Source organism: Sodalinema sp., assembly GCF_046483825.1.
Lineage (GTDB): Bacteria > Cyanobacteriota > Cyanobacteriia > Cyanobacteriales > Geitlerinemataceae > Sodalinema.
Genome location: NZ_JAWOCL010000251.1, coordinates 1 through 17,671, shown reverse-complemented (window position 1 = coordinate 17,671; position 17,671 = coordinate 1). Strand labels below are relative to the sequence as shown.

Annotated in this window: 11 protein-coding genes; 10 read left to right on the top strand and 1 reads right to left on the bottom strand. The window is 50.9% G+C overall.

Annotated features, from left to right (window positions below; translation table 11 throughout):
- The 5 genes from R6U67_RS15930 to R6U67_RS15910 all read left to right on the top strand — a co-directional run.
- The coding region (locus R6U67_RS15930; protein WP_410253461.1) for a sensor histidine kinase at positions 1 to 298 on the top strand (298 nt) is incomplete at its 5' end.
- A 77-nt stretch (positions 299 to 375) separates the two neighbouring features.
- Positions 376 to 792 carry a response regulator gene (locus R6U67_RS15925; RefSeq protein ID WP_410253460.1) on the top strand — a complete coding sequence of 139 codons (417 nt, stop codon included), beginning with the start codon at positions 376 to 378 and terminating at the stop codon, positions 790 to 792.
- Between the two features lie 38 nt (positions 793 to 830).
- Positions 831 to 3,665, top strand: a complete 2,835-nt coding sequence (locus R6U67_RS15920; RefSeq protein WP_410253459.1) for a response regulator — start codon at positions 831 to 833, stop codon at positions 3,663 to 3,665.
- A gap of 250 nt (positions 3,666 to 3,915) precedes the next feature.
- Positions 3,916 to 8,064: a PAS domain S-box protein gene (locus tag R6U67_RS15915; protein ID WP_410253458.1), complete on the top strand. Its 4,149-nt coding sequence runs from the start codon at positions 3,916 to 3,918 to the stop codon at positions 8,062 to 8,064.
- 21 nt (positions 8,065 to 8,085) lie between these two features.
- Positions 8,086 to 9,210: a response regulator gene (locus R6U67_RS15910; protein WP_410253457.1), complete on the top strand. Its 1,125-nt coding sequence runs from the start codon at positions 8,086 to 8,088 to the stop codon at positions 9,208 to 9,210.
- On the opposite strand, the gene R6U67_RS15905 is transcribed toward R6U67_RS15910, so the two are convergent.
- Positions 9,197 to 10,348, bottom strand: coding sequence for a glycosyltransferase family 4 protein (locus R6U67_RS15905; RefSeq protein WP_410253456.1), 1,152 nt, complete (start codon positions 10,346 to 10,348; stop codon positions 9,197 to 9,199). The genes R6U67_RS15910 and R6U67_RS15905 overlap by 14 nt on opposite strands.
- Positions 10,349 to 10,647: 299 nt before the next feature.
- On the opposite strand from R6U67_RS15905, the gene R6U67_RS15900 reads away from it, so the two are divergent.
- From R6U67_RS15900 to R6U67_RS15880, 5 genes are all read left to right on the top strand, one after another.
- On the top strand, positions 10,648 to 12,285 hold the full coding sequence (locus R6U67_RS15900; protein ID WP_410253455.1) for an ATP-binding protein: 1,638 nt from the start codon (positions 10,648 to 10,650) through the stop codon (positions 12,283 to 12,285).
- Positions 12,263 to 14,026, top strand: a complete 1,764-nt coding sequence (locus tag R6U67_RS15895; RefSeq protein ID WP_410253454.1) for a putative bifunctional diguanylate cyclase/phosphodiesterase — start codon at positions 12,263 to 12,265, stop codon at positions 14,024 to 14,026. Before R6U67_RS15900 ends, R6U67_RS15895 begins: the two co-directional genes overlap by 23 nt.
- A gap of 94 nt (positions 14,027 to 14,120) precedes the next feature.
- On the top strand, positions 14,121 to 15,227 hold the full coding sequence (locus tag R6U67_RS15890) for a response regulator (protein ID WP_410253453.1): 1,107 nt from the start codon (positions 14,121 to 14,123) through the stop codon (positions 15,225 to 15,227).
- A 58-nt stretch (positions 15,228 to 15,285) separates the two neighbouring features.
- Complete coding sequence (gene purH, locus R6U67_RS15885) at positions 15,286 to 16,833, top strand: bifunctional phosphoribosylaminoimidazolecarboxamide formyltransferase/IMP cyclohydrolase (protein WP_410253462.1); 1,548 nt, start codon at positions 15,286 to 15,288, stop codon at positions 16,831 to 16,833.
- Between the two features lie 93 nt (positions 16,834 to 16,926).
- A complete protein-coding gene (locus R6U67_RS15880; protein WP_410253452.1) occupies positions 16,927 to 17,550 on the top strand; it encodes a Uma2 family endonuclease in 624 nt (207 codons plus the stop codon).
- Positions 17,551 to 17,671 lie beyond the last annotated feature (121 nt).

Sequence of the window (17,671 nt, the reverse complement as noted above, 5' to 3'; positions counted from 1 at the left end):
CTTAAAAAACAACCCGGAGTTCTGGCAAGAGTCTTCTCTCGATATCGCAGCAGAAACCCTCAACCCGTCCCTCCTCAATGCACCCGTTTATTTTGTGCGCGATAATGGAGCTGGCTTTGATATGAAGTACAGTAAAATGCTGTTCGGGGTCTTTCAACGTCTCCACAATACCCAGGAATTTCCGGGTACGGGGATCGGACTGGCCACGGTTCACCGCATTATTCAACGTCATGGAGGACTGATTTGGGGTCAGAGTCAGGTCGGCCAAGGGGCGACCTTTCATTTTATCATCCCTTGACGGTTCCTGTCACCTGTTTTTAATCAATCCGCCCTAAACTTAAAAACCGCGAACTCATGAGGGATGAGAACCTAGTTATGACTCCGTCGCTGCGCCCCGTTTTCCTAGTCGAAGATAACCCCGATGATGAGCAGTTAACCCTACGCTCGCTACGGAAAGCTAAGATTACCAATCCAATTTTTATTGCCCGCAATGGAGAAGAAGCCTTAACCCTTCTCTCTGAGCTAAAGCCGTTACCAGCGGTGGTGTTACTCGATTTAAAATTACCCAAATTAGATGGGTTTGAAGTGCTGCGACAGATTCGCACTAGCCCCAAAACCAAAAGCTTACCTGTAGTGGTTTTGACCTCCTCTAGTGAAGATCGTGATATCATTGAAAGCTACGATTCCGGGGCGAATAGCTATGTGCGTAAGCCCGTTGAGTTCAAGGAATTTGTCGAAGCTGTCTCCCAATTAGGGTTATATTGGACTCTAGTGAATAAACCGCATCCTTAAGACAAAATAACGAGTTATTTAAAGATAGGTTAATTACGATGAACAATCTCCTTAAGTTTATCTTGATCGAGGACTCGGACGATGATGTCCTCTTACTGACTCGTGCCTTAAAACGGGAGGGGTTTCAACTTGATTATCAACAGGTTCAGTCCCCGGATGACCTGCGCCAAGCCTTAATAGACTCCTCCTGGGATTTGATTATTTCCGATTATCATTTACCGGGATTTGAAGCCCCTGAAGCGCTCAAAATTGTTCAGGGATTTGAGTTAGATATTCCCTTTATTGTTGTGTCGGGAACTATTGGTGAAAAATCCGCAGTTGCTATGATGAAAGCGGGAGCCAATGATTACATCATGAAAGGCAATTTAACTCGTTTAGGCGAGGCAATTCGCCGCGAAATTCGTGAAGGACAAATTCGAGTTGAACGTCGAAAATCTGAACAAGCACTCTGGAAAAGTGAGGCAAGAAATCGCGCCATTTTAGCGGCAATTCCTGATTTAATGTTTCGGGTTAAACCTGATGGAATTTATCGCCCCGTCGTCGCCGATGTGCCAACAGCAAAACAGGACATAGACCCGCTCAGCCGCCGGGGACGGCTGATTGAAGCCGTCTTACCAGCGAACGTCGCGCAACAGACTCGCCGGGTGATTACAACAGCCTTACAAACGGGAGAGTTACAGGTTTTTGAACAAAGCTTTACCTTGAATTCAGTCGCCATCGAGGAAGAAGTCCGGGTGATTAAAAATGGCCCCGAGGAAGTGCTGTTAATGATTCGTGATATTCGCGATCGCCAAGCCGCATTACGGGAACGCCAACGTAGTCAAGAACAACTGCGTCGCCTCAACCAAAACCTGGAAAAAACAGTCCATCAACGCACCAAACAGTTAAGAAAGCGGGAGGCTCAATTACAAGAGTTGTCTGATCGCTTAACCATGGCCCTCGAATCCGCCTCCATTGGCTGTTGGGAAGCGAGTCTGAAGGATGGTTCCTTAGTCTGGGATCAGCGTATCTATGAAATTTATGGTATCGCGCCAGGAACAGCCATCGATTACCCGAAGTGTTTGTTATTGGTTCATCCCGATGATCGCCCCCGCTTAGAACAGACCATTGAACAGATGTTACGCACCGATGAAGATGCTCATTTAGAGTTCCGAATTTGTCGGGACGATGGGACAGTTCGTATCCTAAAAAGCTCGGCTCGGGTGCGACGGAATCAGTCCGGCGAACCCGTCAGTCTCGTGGGGATTAACTTAGATATTACCGATCGCAAACGCTCAGAATTAGCCCTAAAAGAGAGTGAAGAAAAGTTCCGACAACTGGCTGAAGCCGTCGATGCGGTGTTCTGGATTGTCGATCTCGTCAGTCGTTCTCAAGTCTATGTCAGTCCCGCCTATGAACGGATTTGGGGGTATCCCGTTGAGGAACTCTATGAAAACGCCAACGCTTGGCTAGAGCATTTGCATCCCGAGGATCGTTCTCGCCTTGAAGCCAATCCAGCCGAAGATATCTTAGAGGAGTATAACGAGGAGTACCGTATTATACGTGCCGATGGCGAGGTGCGCTGGATTCGCGATCGCGCCTTTAGCATTAAAAACGAACAAGGACAAGTCTATCGTGTAGCGGGAATCGCCGAGGATATCAGCGATCGCAAACACGCCGAAGCTCAACTGCGACAAACCAATGAACAATTGATGCGGGCCACGCGCCTCAAAGACGAATTCCTGGCCAGCATGAGTCATGAACTACGAACCCCCCTCAATGCCATTTTAGGCATGACGGAAGCGCTCCAGGAAGACGTTTTCGGTGCAGTTAGCGACGCTCAACGCCATGCACTGCAAACCATTGAAAGTAGTGGCGGCCATCTGTTGGCCTTAATTAACGATATTTTAGACGTCGCTAAAATTGAATCAGGTCAAATTGAACTGAATCTCTCAGCCACGGCGATCGCACCCCTGTGTGAATCCAGTCTCAATGTCATTAAACAACAAGCACTCAGTAAAAACATTGAGCTAACGCTTAATCTATCTTCGACAGTTCCGCAAATGCTCTTAGATGAGCGACGAATGCGTCAAGTTCTGATTAATTTACTCAATAATGCCGTCAAATTCACCCCCAAGGGAGGACATATTAAGCTTCAGGTGACCCCCCTGTTCGGCCCGCCTTCTCACCCCACTACCGCCTCAGTGATCGGGGTGCGTTGGTCCGTCGAAGATACCGGAATTGGCATTGCACCCGAACATCTCCCCAAACTCTTTCAACCCTTTATGCAAATTGACAGCGCCTTAAATCGTCAATTTGAAGGAACCGGATTAGGACTATCCCTCGTCAAGCGCCTGGTGGAACTGCACGGCGGGGAGGTGGGAGTAACCAGTCAATTGGGAGTTGGCAGTTGTTTCACGATAACCCTCCCCCTAACCGGCACAAATGGTTCGGAAACCGGGACAACAGATCCCAGGGTAGACGAGGCGACGGACAGCCAGGAAACTGAGTCCTCCGCCTTGATTTTATTAGCGGAAGATAATCCGGCAAATATCCAGACCTTATCCAGTTATTTAATCGCCAAAGGCTATCAATTACGACTGGCTAAAGATGGCGCTGAGGCGATTGAGCAAGCCAAATTGCAACAGCCTAATTTGATTCTCATGGATATTCAAATGCCGGGAGTAGACGGCTTGGAAGCGATGCAGCGAATTCGTCAACAGCCCTGGGGTCTTGATGTTCCTATAATTGCCCTGACGGCCTTGGCCATGGAATCAGATCAGCAGCGATGTTTGCAAGCGGGCGCGGATGATTATATCAGCAAACCGGTCAAACTCAAACATCTTGTGACGCGCATTGAGGAACTGCTGCAACAGGGAAAGATACAGGTCTAAGCTTATGGGTCTATGGCTGAAATTACTTAGACCCCTAATTCCTTAATGCGATTAAGACTCGGAAAATACCGAGTTGTCGAGCCAGAGCTGCTTTCCGGACAAATCCGGGGTTCGCTAGTGTGAATGATCCGGGCGCTAATTGTCGTAGCTTAAGGAAATTGCCCCACAAACTTAGCTATAATGACCCCAGTTGGGAATAGCTTGAGAGCCAGCTTCAGTTTTAAAGTCTTAGTCGAAGAAAACGAATCTCATGGAAGTCACGTCTGGAGCCGCAATTCTCAGGAGTCCGAAAATCCTAAGTTTTGAAATTACGCTGAAAGAGGCGATCGCCCAAATGAAGGGTGTTACCCCCCAGGATTCTCCAGAGGTGGCAAAAAAGTCCTGGCAAGAAGCAGACGGAGCATCAGACTGTTGGGTGGTCGTCGATGGCGATCGCCCCCTCGGCCTGCTCACAGACGGCGATTTACTACGGGGAATCATCCAAGAACAAGGGCAGCACACTCCAATTCGAGAGCTGATGAGACAGCCGCCCTTAAAACTGCGAGAATCTGACTGTGGGGATCTCTGGAGTCTCTGTCAGCGGCTACACCGGGAGCAGATTGACTGTGTCTTGGTGGTGGATGAGGGCGATCGTCTTCGAGGCCTGATCACCGCCGCGAGTTTACTGCAAGGCCTCTGTTACCAGCAACAAACCAACCTCGAACTTGATCAATTGCGGCAACAGCATAGCCGTGAACTCGAACAGCTTTCCCAACGCCTAAACCTCGCTCTCGACTCCAGTGGAATTGGCTGCTGGGAGTTGCATCTCAAGGATCGACAGATGATCTGGGATAAGCGTATGTATCCACTCTACGGCGTGTCTCCTTCATCCGGTCCCCCATCTTATGAAATGTGGCTCGATCACCTTCACCCCGACGATCGCCCCGAGATTGAATGTCTCAGCGAACAGGTTATGTCTGGAGAGCTTGACTACAATCGCGAATTGCGGATTCTGCGCACCGATGGCACTCTGCGTTACCTGAAAGCCTCGGGAACCCTGATTCGTGATGCTCAAGGGGAGCCGGAAAGTCTCATTGGCATCAATTTTGACATTACCGAGCGCAAAGAAGCGGAAATCCGCCTACGAGAAAGTGAAACCCGCTTCCGTCGCGTGTTCGAGGCCAACGTTGTCGGCATGATGTTTACCGACTTTAGCGGTCAAATTAGTGACGCCAATGATCACTTTTTACAGATGTTGGGCTATTCCCGAGCCGATTTGGAGCAGGGACGCTTAAATTGGGCGCAGATCACTCCCCCGGAGTACCGAGATTTAGATCTCAAGGCGATGGAGATGCTACAAGAGTCGGGGAGCGTTCAGCCTTGGGAAAAAGTCTATCTGCACCGGGATGGCCATGCCGTGTGGGTGTTAATCGGGGTGGCGCTCTTGTCCCCAGACAATGGCAGTTGTGTCTGTGTGGTGGTGGATATTAGCGATCGCAAACACCATGAAACCACCCTTAAGCGGCAACTGGTGGCTATGGAAACGGCGATCGATGGTATTGCTATTCTTCGAGATCATAACTATATCTATTTAAATAGCGCCCATTGTCAGATTTTTGGCTATGATTCCCCCTCCGAACTCATCGGTCAATCGTGGCATCGCTTATTTATCCCCGAGGAAATCCCTCGCGCTGATGCTGAAATTTTCCCCCAATTAGACCGTCAGGGAACCTGGCAAGGGGAATCGACGGCGCGACGCAAAGATGGGGGTTCCTTTCCTTTAGAATTATCCCTATCTCGGACGGATGAAGACTTATTGATTTGCGTCTGTCGAGATATTAGTGAGCGTAAAGGCACAGAACAGGCGCTGCGGGAAAGTGAAGAAAAGTTCCGACAATTAGCCGATGTCGCAGATGCCGTCTTTTGGATTCTCCATTGTGATAGCCGCCAACCCATCTATATTAGTCCCGCCTATGAGCGCATCTGGCAGCGACCGATACAGGAACTGTTTAACACTCCAGCCGTCTGGGCTGAGAGTTTGCATCTGGGCGATCGCGATCGGGTTTTGGCGGCGATTCCCAAACAAATCCAAGGGCAATATGACGAAGAATATCGCATTCTGCGTCCCGACGGTGAGATTCGCTGGATTCGCGATCGCGCCTTCCCCATTTTAAACGACCAAGGACAGCCCTATCGCATTGCCGGTATTGCTGAAGATATCACCGATCTCAAACAAGCTGAACAGGAAAATCAACAACTCCTGCAACAACTGGCCGCCTTCAAATTAGCCCTCGATGAATCGGCCATTGTTGCCATTACCAATCCCGATGGAGTCATCACCTATGCCAATGAGCCGTTTCTAGGAATTTCTGGGTATCGTCGCGAGGAACTTCTCGGGCAAACCCATCGCTTGGTCAATTCGGGTTATCATCCTCAGTCGTTCTTTCAAAACTTGTGGTCAACCATTTTACAGGGTGAAGTTTGGCGAGGAGAAGTCTGCAACCGCGCCAAAGATGGCTCCATCTATTGGGTTGATAGTACCATCGTTCCCTTTTTAGACCATCAGGGTAAGCCCGTCCAATTTTTAGCCGTTCGCTTCAACATCACTGCCCGCAAAACCGCTGAAATTGCCCTACAAAGTAGTAACGCTCTCCTCTCAACCATTAGTCAAGCCCAAGCCCAATTTATTACCGCTACCAATCGCCTGGTAATTTTTGAGGAGTTACTAGCGCGACTGTTAGAACTCACCGAGAGTGAATATGGCTTTATTGGCGAGGTTATCTTCAGCGATGACGGCAGCGCCTGCATAGAGGAAACCCTCTTTAAACTGAGTGGAACTCCTTATCTAAGAACCCATAGCATCAGCAATCTGGCTTGGGATGCTGCCACGCGCCAATTTTATGAAGACAATTATGAACAGGGGATGGAGTTCGAGAATATGAATACCCTGTTTGGGGCGGTGATTATGACCGGCAAACCCGTTATTTCCAACTCCCCAACCACTGACTCTCGCCGGGGTGGAACTCCCTCAGGACATCCGCCCTTAAAATGCTTTTTAGGATTGCCCTTTTTCCAAGGAGATACCTTAATGGGCCTTGTCGGCATTGCCAACCGCCCCGAAGGCTATAATCAGGAAGTAATTGATTATCTCGCCCCATTTTTAGTCACCTGTAGTAACCTAATCGAAGGCTATCGCATCGATGGAAAACGCAAGCGAGCGGAAGAACAATTATCCTACACCAATGAAAAACTGATTCGGGCGACTCGCTTGAAAGATGAGTTTCTCGCAAACATGAGCCATGAACTCCGCACCCCGCTCAATGCCATTTTAGGCATGACAGAAGCCCTCCAAGATGACGTTTTTGGCGGTGTCAATGATAAACAACGAAGGGCGTTAGAAACCGTTGAACGCAGTGGCACTCATTTATTGCAGTTAATCAACGATATTTTAGATGTCGCTAAAATCGAATCCGGGCAGGTTGAATTAGATTGCGCCCCAACTCCTGTGAAACATCTGTGTGAATCGAGTTTAGCCTTTGTGCGGCAACAGGCCTCCCAAAAAGGAATTCAGTTAAGCTTAGATATTCCGGGCCATCTGTCACCCATTATTCTCGATGAACGACGGATTCGCCAGGTTTTACTCAATTTACTCAACAATGCCGTAAAATTTACTCTGGAAGGAGGAGAAATTCGCCTCACCGTCACGGAAGTTGTGAGTGATTCTAGCGGGGAAACATCAGACCTTTGTTTTGCTGTCCAGGATACAGGAATTGGCATCACGCCAGAGAATATCCAGAAACTGTTTCAACCCTTTGTGCAAATCGATAGTGCCTTAAATCGGCAATATGAGGGAACTGGCTTAGGATTGGCCCTAGTGAAGCGACTTGTGGAACTTCATCAGGGTCAAGTCAGTTTAACCAGTGAGGTAGGAGTGGGCAGTTGTTTTAGCTTTACTCTACCCTACCGCACTGCGATCGCCCCCGATTCATCCGCCTCCTCTTCAGCATCTTCACGGCTAGAGCCATCCTCATCTCCTGAGTCGTCACCCCTGATTTTAGTCGCAGAAGATAATGAGGCGAGTCTAAACACTTTAGGGAGTTATCTCACCGTTAAAGGCTATCGTCTCCTGACGGCTAAAAATGGCGTCGAGGCCGTGCATTTGGCGGCATCAGAACGACCCGATATTATCTTGATGGATATTCAAATGCCAGGAATGGATGGTTTAGAAGCCACGCAACTGATTCGCCAAAACCCAGACCTGAGGGGGGTTCCCATCCTAGCTCTGACGGCGTTGGCTATGGAGGGCGATCGCGATCGCTGTTTAGCAGCAGGCGCAACAGATTATCTCAGCAAACCTGTTAAACTAAGAGAGCTAGTTCAACAGATTGAACAGATGTTAGCCGACTCTGACCTCTGCTGATATCTGTGTGGGAGATGTGCCATGACTGCTATTATTCTTGTGATTGATGATGAACCCGATAACTTTGATGTTATTGATGCGCTGTTGAGTCAGGAGGATTATCAGTTAGAATATGCCGCTAATGGCTTGGATGCGATCGCCTCTCTGGAGAGTTATAACCCGGATTTGATTCTCTTGGATGTGATGATGCCAGATGTCGATGGCATTGAAATTTGTCGGCGTTTAAAAGCCATGCCCAATTGGCGCATGGTTCCGATTATTATGATCACAGCCATCCGTTCTAAAGATAATTTAGCTCGGTGTCTAGGAGCGGGAGCAGATGACTTTATTGGCAAACCCGTCAATGGCTTAGAATTGCGGGCTAGGGTCAAGTCAATGCTGAGGCTTAAGCATCAGTATGACGAGCTACAGGGATTATTACAATTGCGAGAAGATCTCGTCAAAATGATTCTCCATGACGTTCGCAACCCGCTCAGTGGCCTCTTGCTCGGCTTAGAACTGATCCGCAGTCCTAACTATCCAGAAGTTAAACGCCTGCATCGCCTCGAAACTGTCTATTCGTTGGCTAAATCAGTGCAAACAATTGTTGAAGACTTATTGCAGGTTACCTTGACTGAAGCGGGACAACTGAATCTGAACTATGATTTCGTCGATTTAGGCGCCTTAGCACAATCTTGTTTAACCCGATTTGAGGCGATCGCCGGCCAAAAGAACATCTCCCTAGTGAGTCAACTTCCTAAGACTCCACTGACAGGAATTGAGTTGGATGCAGCCCTATTTCAGCGGGTGTTAGATAATTTGATTGCCAATGCTATTAAGTTTGCCCCTCAGGAGAGTCAAATCACCCTAACGGTGACGGCGTTCAACCCAGAACAGATCCAAATTGAGGTGATTGATGCGGGGCCAGGTGTACCCGAGGAGTTACGGGAAAAGATATTTGAGAAATATGAGATTGGAACCATGATGGCTAATATCTCGCAAATTGGCTTAGGCTTAGCCTTTTGTAAAATGGTCATTGAAGGACATCAGGGGACCATTCAGGTGCATCCCCATCCGACTCAGGGATCGATATTCCAGATTGTTGTTCCCCGCCGGCCTTTCCAGACCTCTCAACCCTCCCCAGAAAAGGCTCTCACGCCTCCATAATCCCCAACAGGCGATCGACAATGTGCTGCCAAGTAAAGCCTTGTTGCACCCATTCTGGGGCAGTCCGTCGCGCCTGTTCGACGAAGCTAGGGGTTTCGATCAGTTGGCTCATCAGGGCCACCGTATGCTCTAAACTCGGATGCAGATAATCTCGGATTTCGTGATCCCATTCCACCTGTTTCAGTTCACTGTCAATATAGCCCGTGAAACGGCGATCGGTGAAATCATCCGTTGAGCCGCCTTTGGTGCAGAGAATCGGTAATCCGGAAGCGGCTGCTTCCAAAACCGGCATATTAAAGCCTTCTGCCAAATAGGGAGAAATATAGGCATCACAGGTTTGATAGAGTTGGGCCAACTCCTGAGTTGAGAGACTGCGGCCAATATAGGCTAGGCGGGGTATGACGCGATCGCGCTCCTGGGGCGTTAACATCTCCTCAAGGCCTTCGAGGACAAACTTACGAGAGTTACGAATCGCATCACTGCCTTTGAGGACTAATCGGGCCTGAGGATAGCGGTGCGTCACCTCAGCGAAGGCTTTGAGAAGCATCCGTAAGCCTTTATTCCAGGTCATGACCCCGATATTGAGAAAGGCAAAACAGCCCTCAAGTTGCGACTGCTGCCGCCGCCGTTGACGTTCCGCCGCCGCTGCGGGGTGAAACACCGCCGTATCCACCCCATGAGGAACCACCCGCACCCGTTCAGGAACCGCTCCCGCTCGCAGAAAGCCCTCGCGAGACCACTGGGAGGGGGTAATAATCACGGTCCCGGAGTCTCGATGAGCCTGCGCAAAATCCTCAATTCCCATCATGTTTAGCATGGCTTTTTGCACAATCCGCCATTCCGTTGTGCCAAAAACATAGGTTTTCTGGGAGTCGGAGTCCGATAAATCATAGGGCATCACCATCCGTAGAGTAGCATCAGCCCGCAGATGTAATGGCGGCGGCGGAATTTGTCCTAACTGCTGTTCCTCGGCCGCTGTAAAGAGTCCTGATTGCGGTTCCCAGGTGTGATCTAAATAGGGCAAGTCCCGATGAAAGACTTGAAGTTGAGGACGGCGTAGGAATTCCAAGAGTTGATGTTGATTGGCCACCGCAAAGGAGTGAGGGACAAAACGCCAGCCTTCTACCACAAGTTTCATAATATGTCAAATTCTTTGCCAATGGGATGAACGGGACGTTAGAGTTGAGGGGCGATCGCTGACTCAGCTCCGAGGGTTGGGGGTCGGGCTTTGGCAGAGAGTTCAAGCATTGTATGGTATAGTGACGCCAGGGTGGGGGTCAATCTTGTCCTCCCAGTTGAGCGCGGCTTGGGGCGCAAAACGATGGGATGATTCTCCCGAATACTTTCCCGAATACTGGGACGCGAGGATTGAGGTTGACTAGAGCCGCAGCGGTCAGCCAGCGGCCGGGTCTTGTCTCGAATAGGTCAATCGCATTCATGTCATCGACACTTCACGTCTTTCCGGAATTCATTGCTCAATTCCTGGATCTCCATCCCCCCTCCATCTCCGCTGAAACGCCCCTGAGCAACATTTGGGATCAGTTTCGGGCCAAGATGACGGAACCACCGGACTCAGGTTCCCCCAGGACGTCTCTCCACTCGGGCTATCTCTGTGTCGTTGAGGGCGATCGCTGTTTGGGACTGATCACCGCCGAGGAGGCGATCGCCGTTCTGGCCCAGGGAGACGATCCCCGCTCAGTTCCCGTCTCCCGTCTGATCACCCCCGGACAAGCCGTGATCGCCCCCGATCTCCTCAACCATCCCCCCGCCCTCTACGAAGCCGCCCAGCAGCATCCCTTCTTATTGCTGCTCAATGAACAGCAGCACTGTCTGGGGGTATTACCCAGTTTAGCCCTCCTGAAGCTCTCCGAGTTAGCTGAAGTACCGCTGGAATTGGGGCCACTGAACCCCTTTGAGATTGCCCTGAATCATCTCCCCATCACCGTATTTCGCAAAGATCGCCAGTTGCGGTACACCTGGATTTATAAAAGCTTTCCTGGCCTAGATCCCCAAGAAATTTTAGAGCATACCAATCATGACCTCTTCTCAGCCCAAGATGCGATCGCCTGGGAGGCGATCGAGCGTCGCGTCTTAGAGCAGCAACAGGGGAGCCGTCAGGAGATTGCTCTGACCTTAAACGACCGCTTTCACTACTATGACCTAACCGTCGAACCCCTCGTTGATGAATTTGGCAGCATCTTGGGCCTAGTGGGAACCGCCTTAGAGATCACTCGGAGTTATCTCAATCAGCAAGCCCTAACCACACTCAACGAAGAACTCGAAACCATCGTCGAAGAGCGAACCGCTGAACTGCAACGGAGTAATGCCGAACTATTAGTGTCCCTCTCAGCCGCACGAGAACTCAACGAGCTTAAATCACGGTTTATTACCCTGACCTCCCATGAATTTCGCACCCCACTAACCACCATTTTAGGGTCTGCCGAACTGCTCAAACATTATGGCCAGAACTGGAAGCCAGAAAAAAGACAGCGCTATCTCGATCGCATCCATGACACCGTTGATCACATGACGCGCCTGCTCAATGATGTCCTAACCGTCGGCCAAGCCGAAGCCGGACAACTGACCTTTTCCCCCAGCCTCGTCAATATCCTGGAACTCTTCGAGAGTGCGATCGAGCAAGTCCTCACCAAAACCTATCGCGATCGCCGGATTCAACTGAGCCATGACCTTCACACCAGGGAGATTTATTTAGATCAGACCTTAGTCTCACAAATTCTCTCGAATCTGCTCTCGAATGCCCTCAAATACTCCGCCGCAGATTCAGCGATCGAGGTCTACTTAAAAACCGAGGAAAACCAGATCCTGTTCCAGGTGCGAGATCATGGAATTGGCATTCCCGAAGCCGATCAAGCGGATTTATTTACCTCATTCCATCGCGCGAAAAATGCCGCTAACATACAAGGGACAGGACTGGGCTTATCCATCGTGAAAAACGCCGTGAATCTTCATGGCGGACAAGTCACCGTGGAGAGCCAAGAAGGTTCCGGTTCCACCTTTACCGTCCTGCTGCCCCTTACCCAATCTCTAGCTTATGACGACGATTCTCGTGATTGAAGATGAAAGTCACGTGCGAGAAATTCTCAGCGAGTTGTTAACCACTGAGAAGTTTGACGTGCTAACCGCTGACAATGGTGAGCTAGGCTACCAAATGGCTCAGCGTCAGCAACCCGATTTGATTTTATGCGACATTATGATGCCAGAGTTGGATGGCTATGGTGTCCTCAGCCAACTCAAAGACAATCCCGCCACCGATAACATTCCCTTTATTTTCCTCTCGGCCAAAGCCGATCGCCTCGACTTCCGCGTCGGCATGGATTTGGGGGCAGACGACTATCTCACCAAACCCTTTACCCGCGATGAACTGCTGACCGCCGTGCGGATGCGGCTCAAAAAACAGGCGGTTCTCTCCCAGCGACATCATGAACAACTGCTGCGCACCCAAAGCCATTATCAACAGCAACTTGAGCAGGCCAAAGAGCGTTTAAATCAAGTTTTGAGTCAGGATCAGCTAACGGGGTTACTCAATCAACTGAGACTGCGACAGGAGTTTGAGCGATTTCTCAAGCAACTCCAGCCCCTGGATGCCTCTAGCTTGGTTCCCTTAGTCTGTGTGGGGGTGGAGCGGTTACGAGAGATTAACGCTGAATTGGGCTACAGCAGCGGCGATCACTGTCTGCAAGTTCTCGCCCAACGGCTGCAAGGGTTCTTTGCTCAAGACTCGCCCTTGATGGCCCGTCTTAATGGCAATGAATTTGTGCTGGTTCTGCCCCCCGTCAGTTCTCGTTATCAGGCTCAAGAGCAGATTCAAGCCCTCTTTCATCATCTCAGTCAACCGATTTCGCTCAGTCAGGGGGACATCGTACTACAAGTTAACCTGGGGATTGCCTTCTATCCTCGCGATGCTCAGCAACTCGATCCCCTCTTGCAACATAGCCAACAGGCGCGACAGAAAGCTCAGTCCTCGGGAGGAACAGCCGTTGAAGTCTATAGTGGCGCCTTATCGGGCGATCGCGGCGATCGCCTGGCCCTAGAGCGAGATCTCCGGTCTGCCTTGGAGAACCCTGAGCGGCGCGATGAATTGCTGCTGGTGTATCAACCTCAAATCAACCTAAACAACGGTGAGATTTGCGGCGTCGAAGCCCTCATGCGTTGGCATCATCCCCAGCGAGGCTCGATTCCCCCCAATCGTTTTATTCCCATCGCCGAGGAGAGCGATCTCATCATTCCCCTGGGAGAGTGGGTTTTAGAAACCGCCTGTCGTCAGGCCCAGATCTGGGACGCTCAGGGATTACCTCCCCTCCGTGTCGCGGTGAATCTCTCCGCCCGACAATTTGAAGATCCCCAGCTTTACCAACGCCTAGCCCAGATTCTGCGTCGCTTTAACCGAAAACCCGAATCATTAGAGTTAGAACTCACAGAAACTTGTTTAGTCCGAGATCCCGATACCAGTGTTCGCATCCTGAATCAACTCAAAGCCTTAGGGATCTCCATTGCGATCGATGACTTTGGCACTGGATTTTCCTCCCTGAGCTATTTGCAACGATTTCCCTTTGATATGCTCAAGATTGATCGCTGTTTCGTGGCGGCTATACACCGTCACCGCAAAAATGCCATCATTACCGAGGCGGTGATCGAGATGGCCCATAAAATTGGCTTGACGGCGATCGCCGAAGGCATCGAAACCCCCGAAGAGCGAGCCTGTTTACAGGAACTCAGCTGCGATCGTGGGCAGGGCTATTTCTTCCACCGTCCCCTGCCGGCGATCGAGTTAGGCGAACTGCTGCGATCGAGTTAGCACTCACCCGTGGACTCTTGAGCCGGCGGTCAGGTTAAGTATCTCGGATTTTCTCGACCATCCCGATTTTTGTAGTTCCCCATATCAACCCTCTATGGCAACAATTCTAGTTATCGAAGACGAGCAAGATATTTGTGAAATTATTTCCGAAATCCTCTCGGAAGCTGAGCACACCGTCTTCACCGCTCCCAATGGACGTATTGGCGTAGAACGCGCTCAGGAAACCGCCCCAGACCTGATTATTTGTGACATCATGATGCCGGAACTCGACGGCTATGGGGTGTTATCGTATCTACGAAGTCAGCCGCGTTTCCAAACCGTCCCCTTTATCTTTCTCACAGCGAAAGCCGAAAAGCAGCAAGTGCGGGAGGGGATGAATTTAGGGGCTGATGATTACCTCTCCAAACCCTTTACGATTACGGAGTTAATTGGGGCCGTTGAGGCGCGATTGGAAAAACAGCAGCTTTGGGAAGAGTCCTCCAATCAGCGTCTCGGGGAACTGCGGCAGAATTTAACCCGCTCCCTCCCCCATGAGTTATTGACCCCGCTCAACGGTATTCTCGGCTATGCGACCTTCCTCTGTGAAGAGCATGAAGAGATCGAGCCGCAAGACGTCTATGAGATGGGAATGGGGATTCGCGCCTCAGCCGAACGACTCTATCACTCGATTCAGAACTTTTTGCTGTACGCTCAATTGGAACTGCTTAAGGAGGATCTAGAACGCAGTCGGGAGTTGTTTACCGGGCAAATGGAGCAACCCACGGGAACGGTGTCGGCCCGGATTACGGCGATCGCACAGCGTCACCATCGCGCTCAGGATTTGGCGATTTCCCTGCAAGATAGCCCAGTGGCCATGCCGGAAACCTGGTTTATTAAAGTATTAGAGGAATTGGTCGATAATGCCTTCAAGTTTTCAGAGGCGGGAACCCCGGTTAAGGTCGAGTTGACGGCCAGTGGGGAGCAGGTGCAGGTGACCGTGAGCGATCGCGGTCGTGGCTTACAACCGGCGCAGATTAAGCAGTTGGGAGCTTATGAACAGTTCGATCGCAAACTCTATGAACAACAAGGCTCTGGCTTAGGCTTGGAGATTGTCCAACGTATTATCAAATTGAATCAGGGAACTCTAACCATTGACAGTCAGCCGGGAGAACTCACCCAAGTGCGGCTAACCCTGCCCACTCAGCTCTCAGCGGCGGTGTAGTTGGGGCAAAATCCCCGGTAGAATACACGGGTTGACTCATGTAAAAGGACTCAAAACCGTGGCGCGTCTAGCACTACTGAGCGTATCCGATAAAACTGGACTTGTGGACCTGGGGCGATCGCTCGTCGAGGAATTTCAATTTGACATCATCAGTAGCGGTGGGACCGCCAAGGTCTTAAACGAGGCGGGAATCCCAGTCACCAAAGTCTCGGATTACACCGGCTTCCCGGAAATCCTCGGCGGACGAGTCAAAACCCTGCACCCTCGCGTTCATGGGGGCATTTTAGCCCGTCGCGACCTGCCCGAGCATCAACAGGACTTAGCGGCCAACGAGATTCGCCCCATCGACCTCGTGGTGGTGAATCTCTACCCCTTTGAGGCCACCATTGCCAAAGCCGATGTCACCCTGGCCGATGCGGTGGAAAACATCGACATTGGCGGTCCTGCCATGTTGCGGGCCTCAGCCAAGAACTTCCAACATCTAACGGTTCTCTGTAACCCGCAGCAGTATTCTGACTATTTAGAGCAACTGCGTCAGCATGGAGACCCCTCCTTTGAGTTTCGCCGGGATTGCGCCACAGCGGGATTCTGGCATACGTGTCAATACGATCGGGCGATCGCCACCTATCTCAACCAACAAGCCAACAGCGACAGCCTCCCCGAACAGTTTGGCATCGCCGGCAGTCAAATCCAAGCCCTCCGCTACGGCGAGAACCCCCACCAAAAAGCCGCCTGGTATCAAGTGGGCCAGACCCCCAGCGGTTGGGGTGCAGCCGAGAAGTTACAGGGCAAAGAACTCAGCTACAACAACCTCGTCGACCTAGAAGCGGCGCGACGCATCATCGCCGAATTTCTCGGGGAAGACCAACCCCCCGCCGCCGCCGTCTTGAAACATACCAATCCCTGCGGCGTAGCGTTAGGGGAGAGTCTGGTGCAGGCCTATGAACGAGCCTTTGCCGCTGATTCCGTGTCAGCCTTTGGGGGAATTGTCGCCCTCAACCGCTGTCTGGATGCGGAGACGGCCACCGCTATGACTAAAACCTTCCTCGAATGTGTGATTGTCCCCGACTGTGACGCAGCCGCGCGAGAGGTGTTAGCCAAAAAATCCAAGTTACGGGTGTTAACCCTGGCTGATTTGAATGTCGGAACTGGGGAAACTCTTAAAGCCATTGCCGGCGGCTTCCTCGTCCAAACCGCCGATGATTTAGTCGAACAGACCCAAGATTGGCAAGTGGTGACGGAAAAGCAACCCACACCGCAGGAGTTAGAGGAGTTACTCTTTGCCTGGAAGGTCTGTAAACACGTCAAATCCAATGCCATTGTCGTCACCAAAGACCGCACCACCCTCGGGATTGGCGCGGGACAAATGAACCGTGTTGGTGCGGCTAAGATTGCCTTAGAACAGGCAGGAGAGGGCTGTCAGGGGGCGACCTTAGCCAGTGACGGTTTCTTCCCCTTTGACGACTCCGTGCGTTCAGCAGCAGCGGCGGGGATTACGGCCATTGTCCAACCGGGGGGCAGTATCCGGGATAAGGATTCCATCGCGGCAGCCAATGAGTTAGGGGTGGTGATGGTGTTCACGGGAGTACGCCACTTCCTGCATTAAGGGATTTGCTAGATTGAAGATAGCCCAGACCTCTGGCCTCAGGGGTCTGGACTCTCTGTGAACCGTCTCTAAATTCACTATGGAGGACTCCCCATGATTGCCCAACCGGATCTTCCTTCAGGCCTTAGCCCCCAAGAGTATTTAGATTGGGAGGCCCAGCAGGACTATCGCTACGAGTACATCGATGGCGAAATTATAGCGATGATGGGGGAGACTATTCCTCATGATGACATTGTCGATAATGACATTGCTCATAATGATCTTGCCCTCAACTTTTACCGGGCCTTGTACCCTCATTTGCGCCAACGAGGCTGTCGAGCGAATGTGTCTGATGTCAAGGTTGAGGACAGTAAGAACGAACTCTATTTTTACCCTGATTTAGTGGTCACTTGTGATGCGGAGGATTTACAGGCTCAAACGTCGGTGAAACATCCTACGGTGATTGTAGAGGTGTTGTCTCCGAGTACGGCGGCGGGCGATCGCAGTACAAAACTAAAATGCTATCGTCAAATTCCTACTGTGCAGGAGTATGTGTTAGTCGATTCCCAGTCGATGACGGTGGAACTCTACCGTCGAGGTGATGAGGGTCGGATGTGGGGCTATGCTCAGTATGAGGCGGGGGAAGGGTTCCGGTTGGAGAGTCTTGATTTTGAACTGGAGTTGTCCGTGCTGTATGACAATGTCCAGTTGACCTCTGAGGCCAATGATGAGTCATGATTACCCTTAACCTCGACTCCACCTTAAACTTAAGCGATGAAACCTTCCTAAAACTGTGTCAAAATAACCCCGACTTGCGCCTGGAACGAACCGCCCAAGGTCAACTGATTGCGATGACCCC

Excerpts from the sequence above, each read along its gene's own strand:
- R6U67_RS15880 (WP_410253452.1), top strand. The coding sequence starts at position 16,927 with ATGATTGCCCAACCGGATCTTCCTTCAGGCCTTAGCCCCCAAGAGTAT.
- R6U67_RS15915 (WP_410253458.1), top strand. The coding sequence starts at position 3,916 with ATGGAAGTCACGTCTGGAGCCGCAATTCTCAGGAGTCCGAAAATCCTA.
- R6U67_RS15890 (WP_410253453.1), top strand. The coding sequence starts at position 14,121 with ATGGCAACAATTCTAGTTATCGAAGACGAGCAAGATATTTGTGAAATT.
- R6U67_RS15905 (WP_410253456.1), bottom strand. The coding sequence starts at position 10,348 with ATGAAACTTGTGGTAGAAGGCTGGCGTTTTGTCCCTCACTCCTTTGCG.
- R6U67_RS15910 (WP_410253457.1), top strand. The coding sequence starts at position 8,086 with ATGACTGCTATTATTCTTGTGATTGATGATGAACCCGATAACTTTGAT.
- R6U67_RS15900 (WP_410253455.1), top strand. The coding sequence starts at position 10,648 with ATGTCATCGACACTTCACGTCTTTCCGGAATTCATTGCTCAATTCCTG.
- R6U67_RS15925 (WP_410253460.1), top strand. The coding sequence starts at position 376 with ATGACTCCGTCGCTGCGCCCCGTTTTCCTAGTCGAAGATAACCCCGAT.
- R6U67_RS15895 (WP_410253454.1), top strand. The coding sequence starts at position 12,263 with ATGACGACGATTCTCGTGATTGAAGATGAAAGTCACGTGCGAGAAATT.
- R6U67_RS15920 (WP_410253459.1), top strand. The coding sequence starts at position 831 with ATGAACAATCTCCTTAAGTTTATCTTGATCGAGGACTCGGACGATGAT.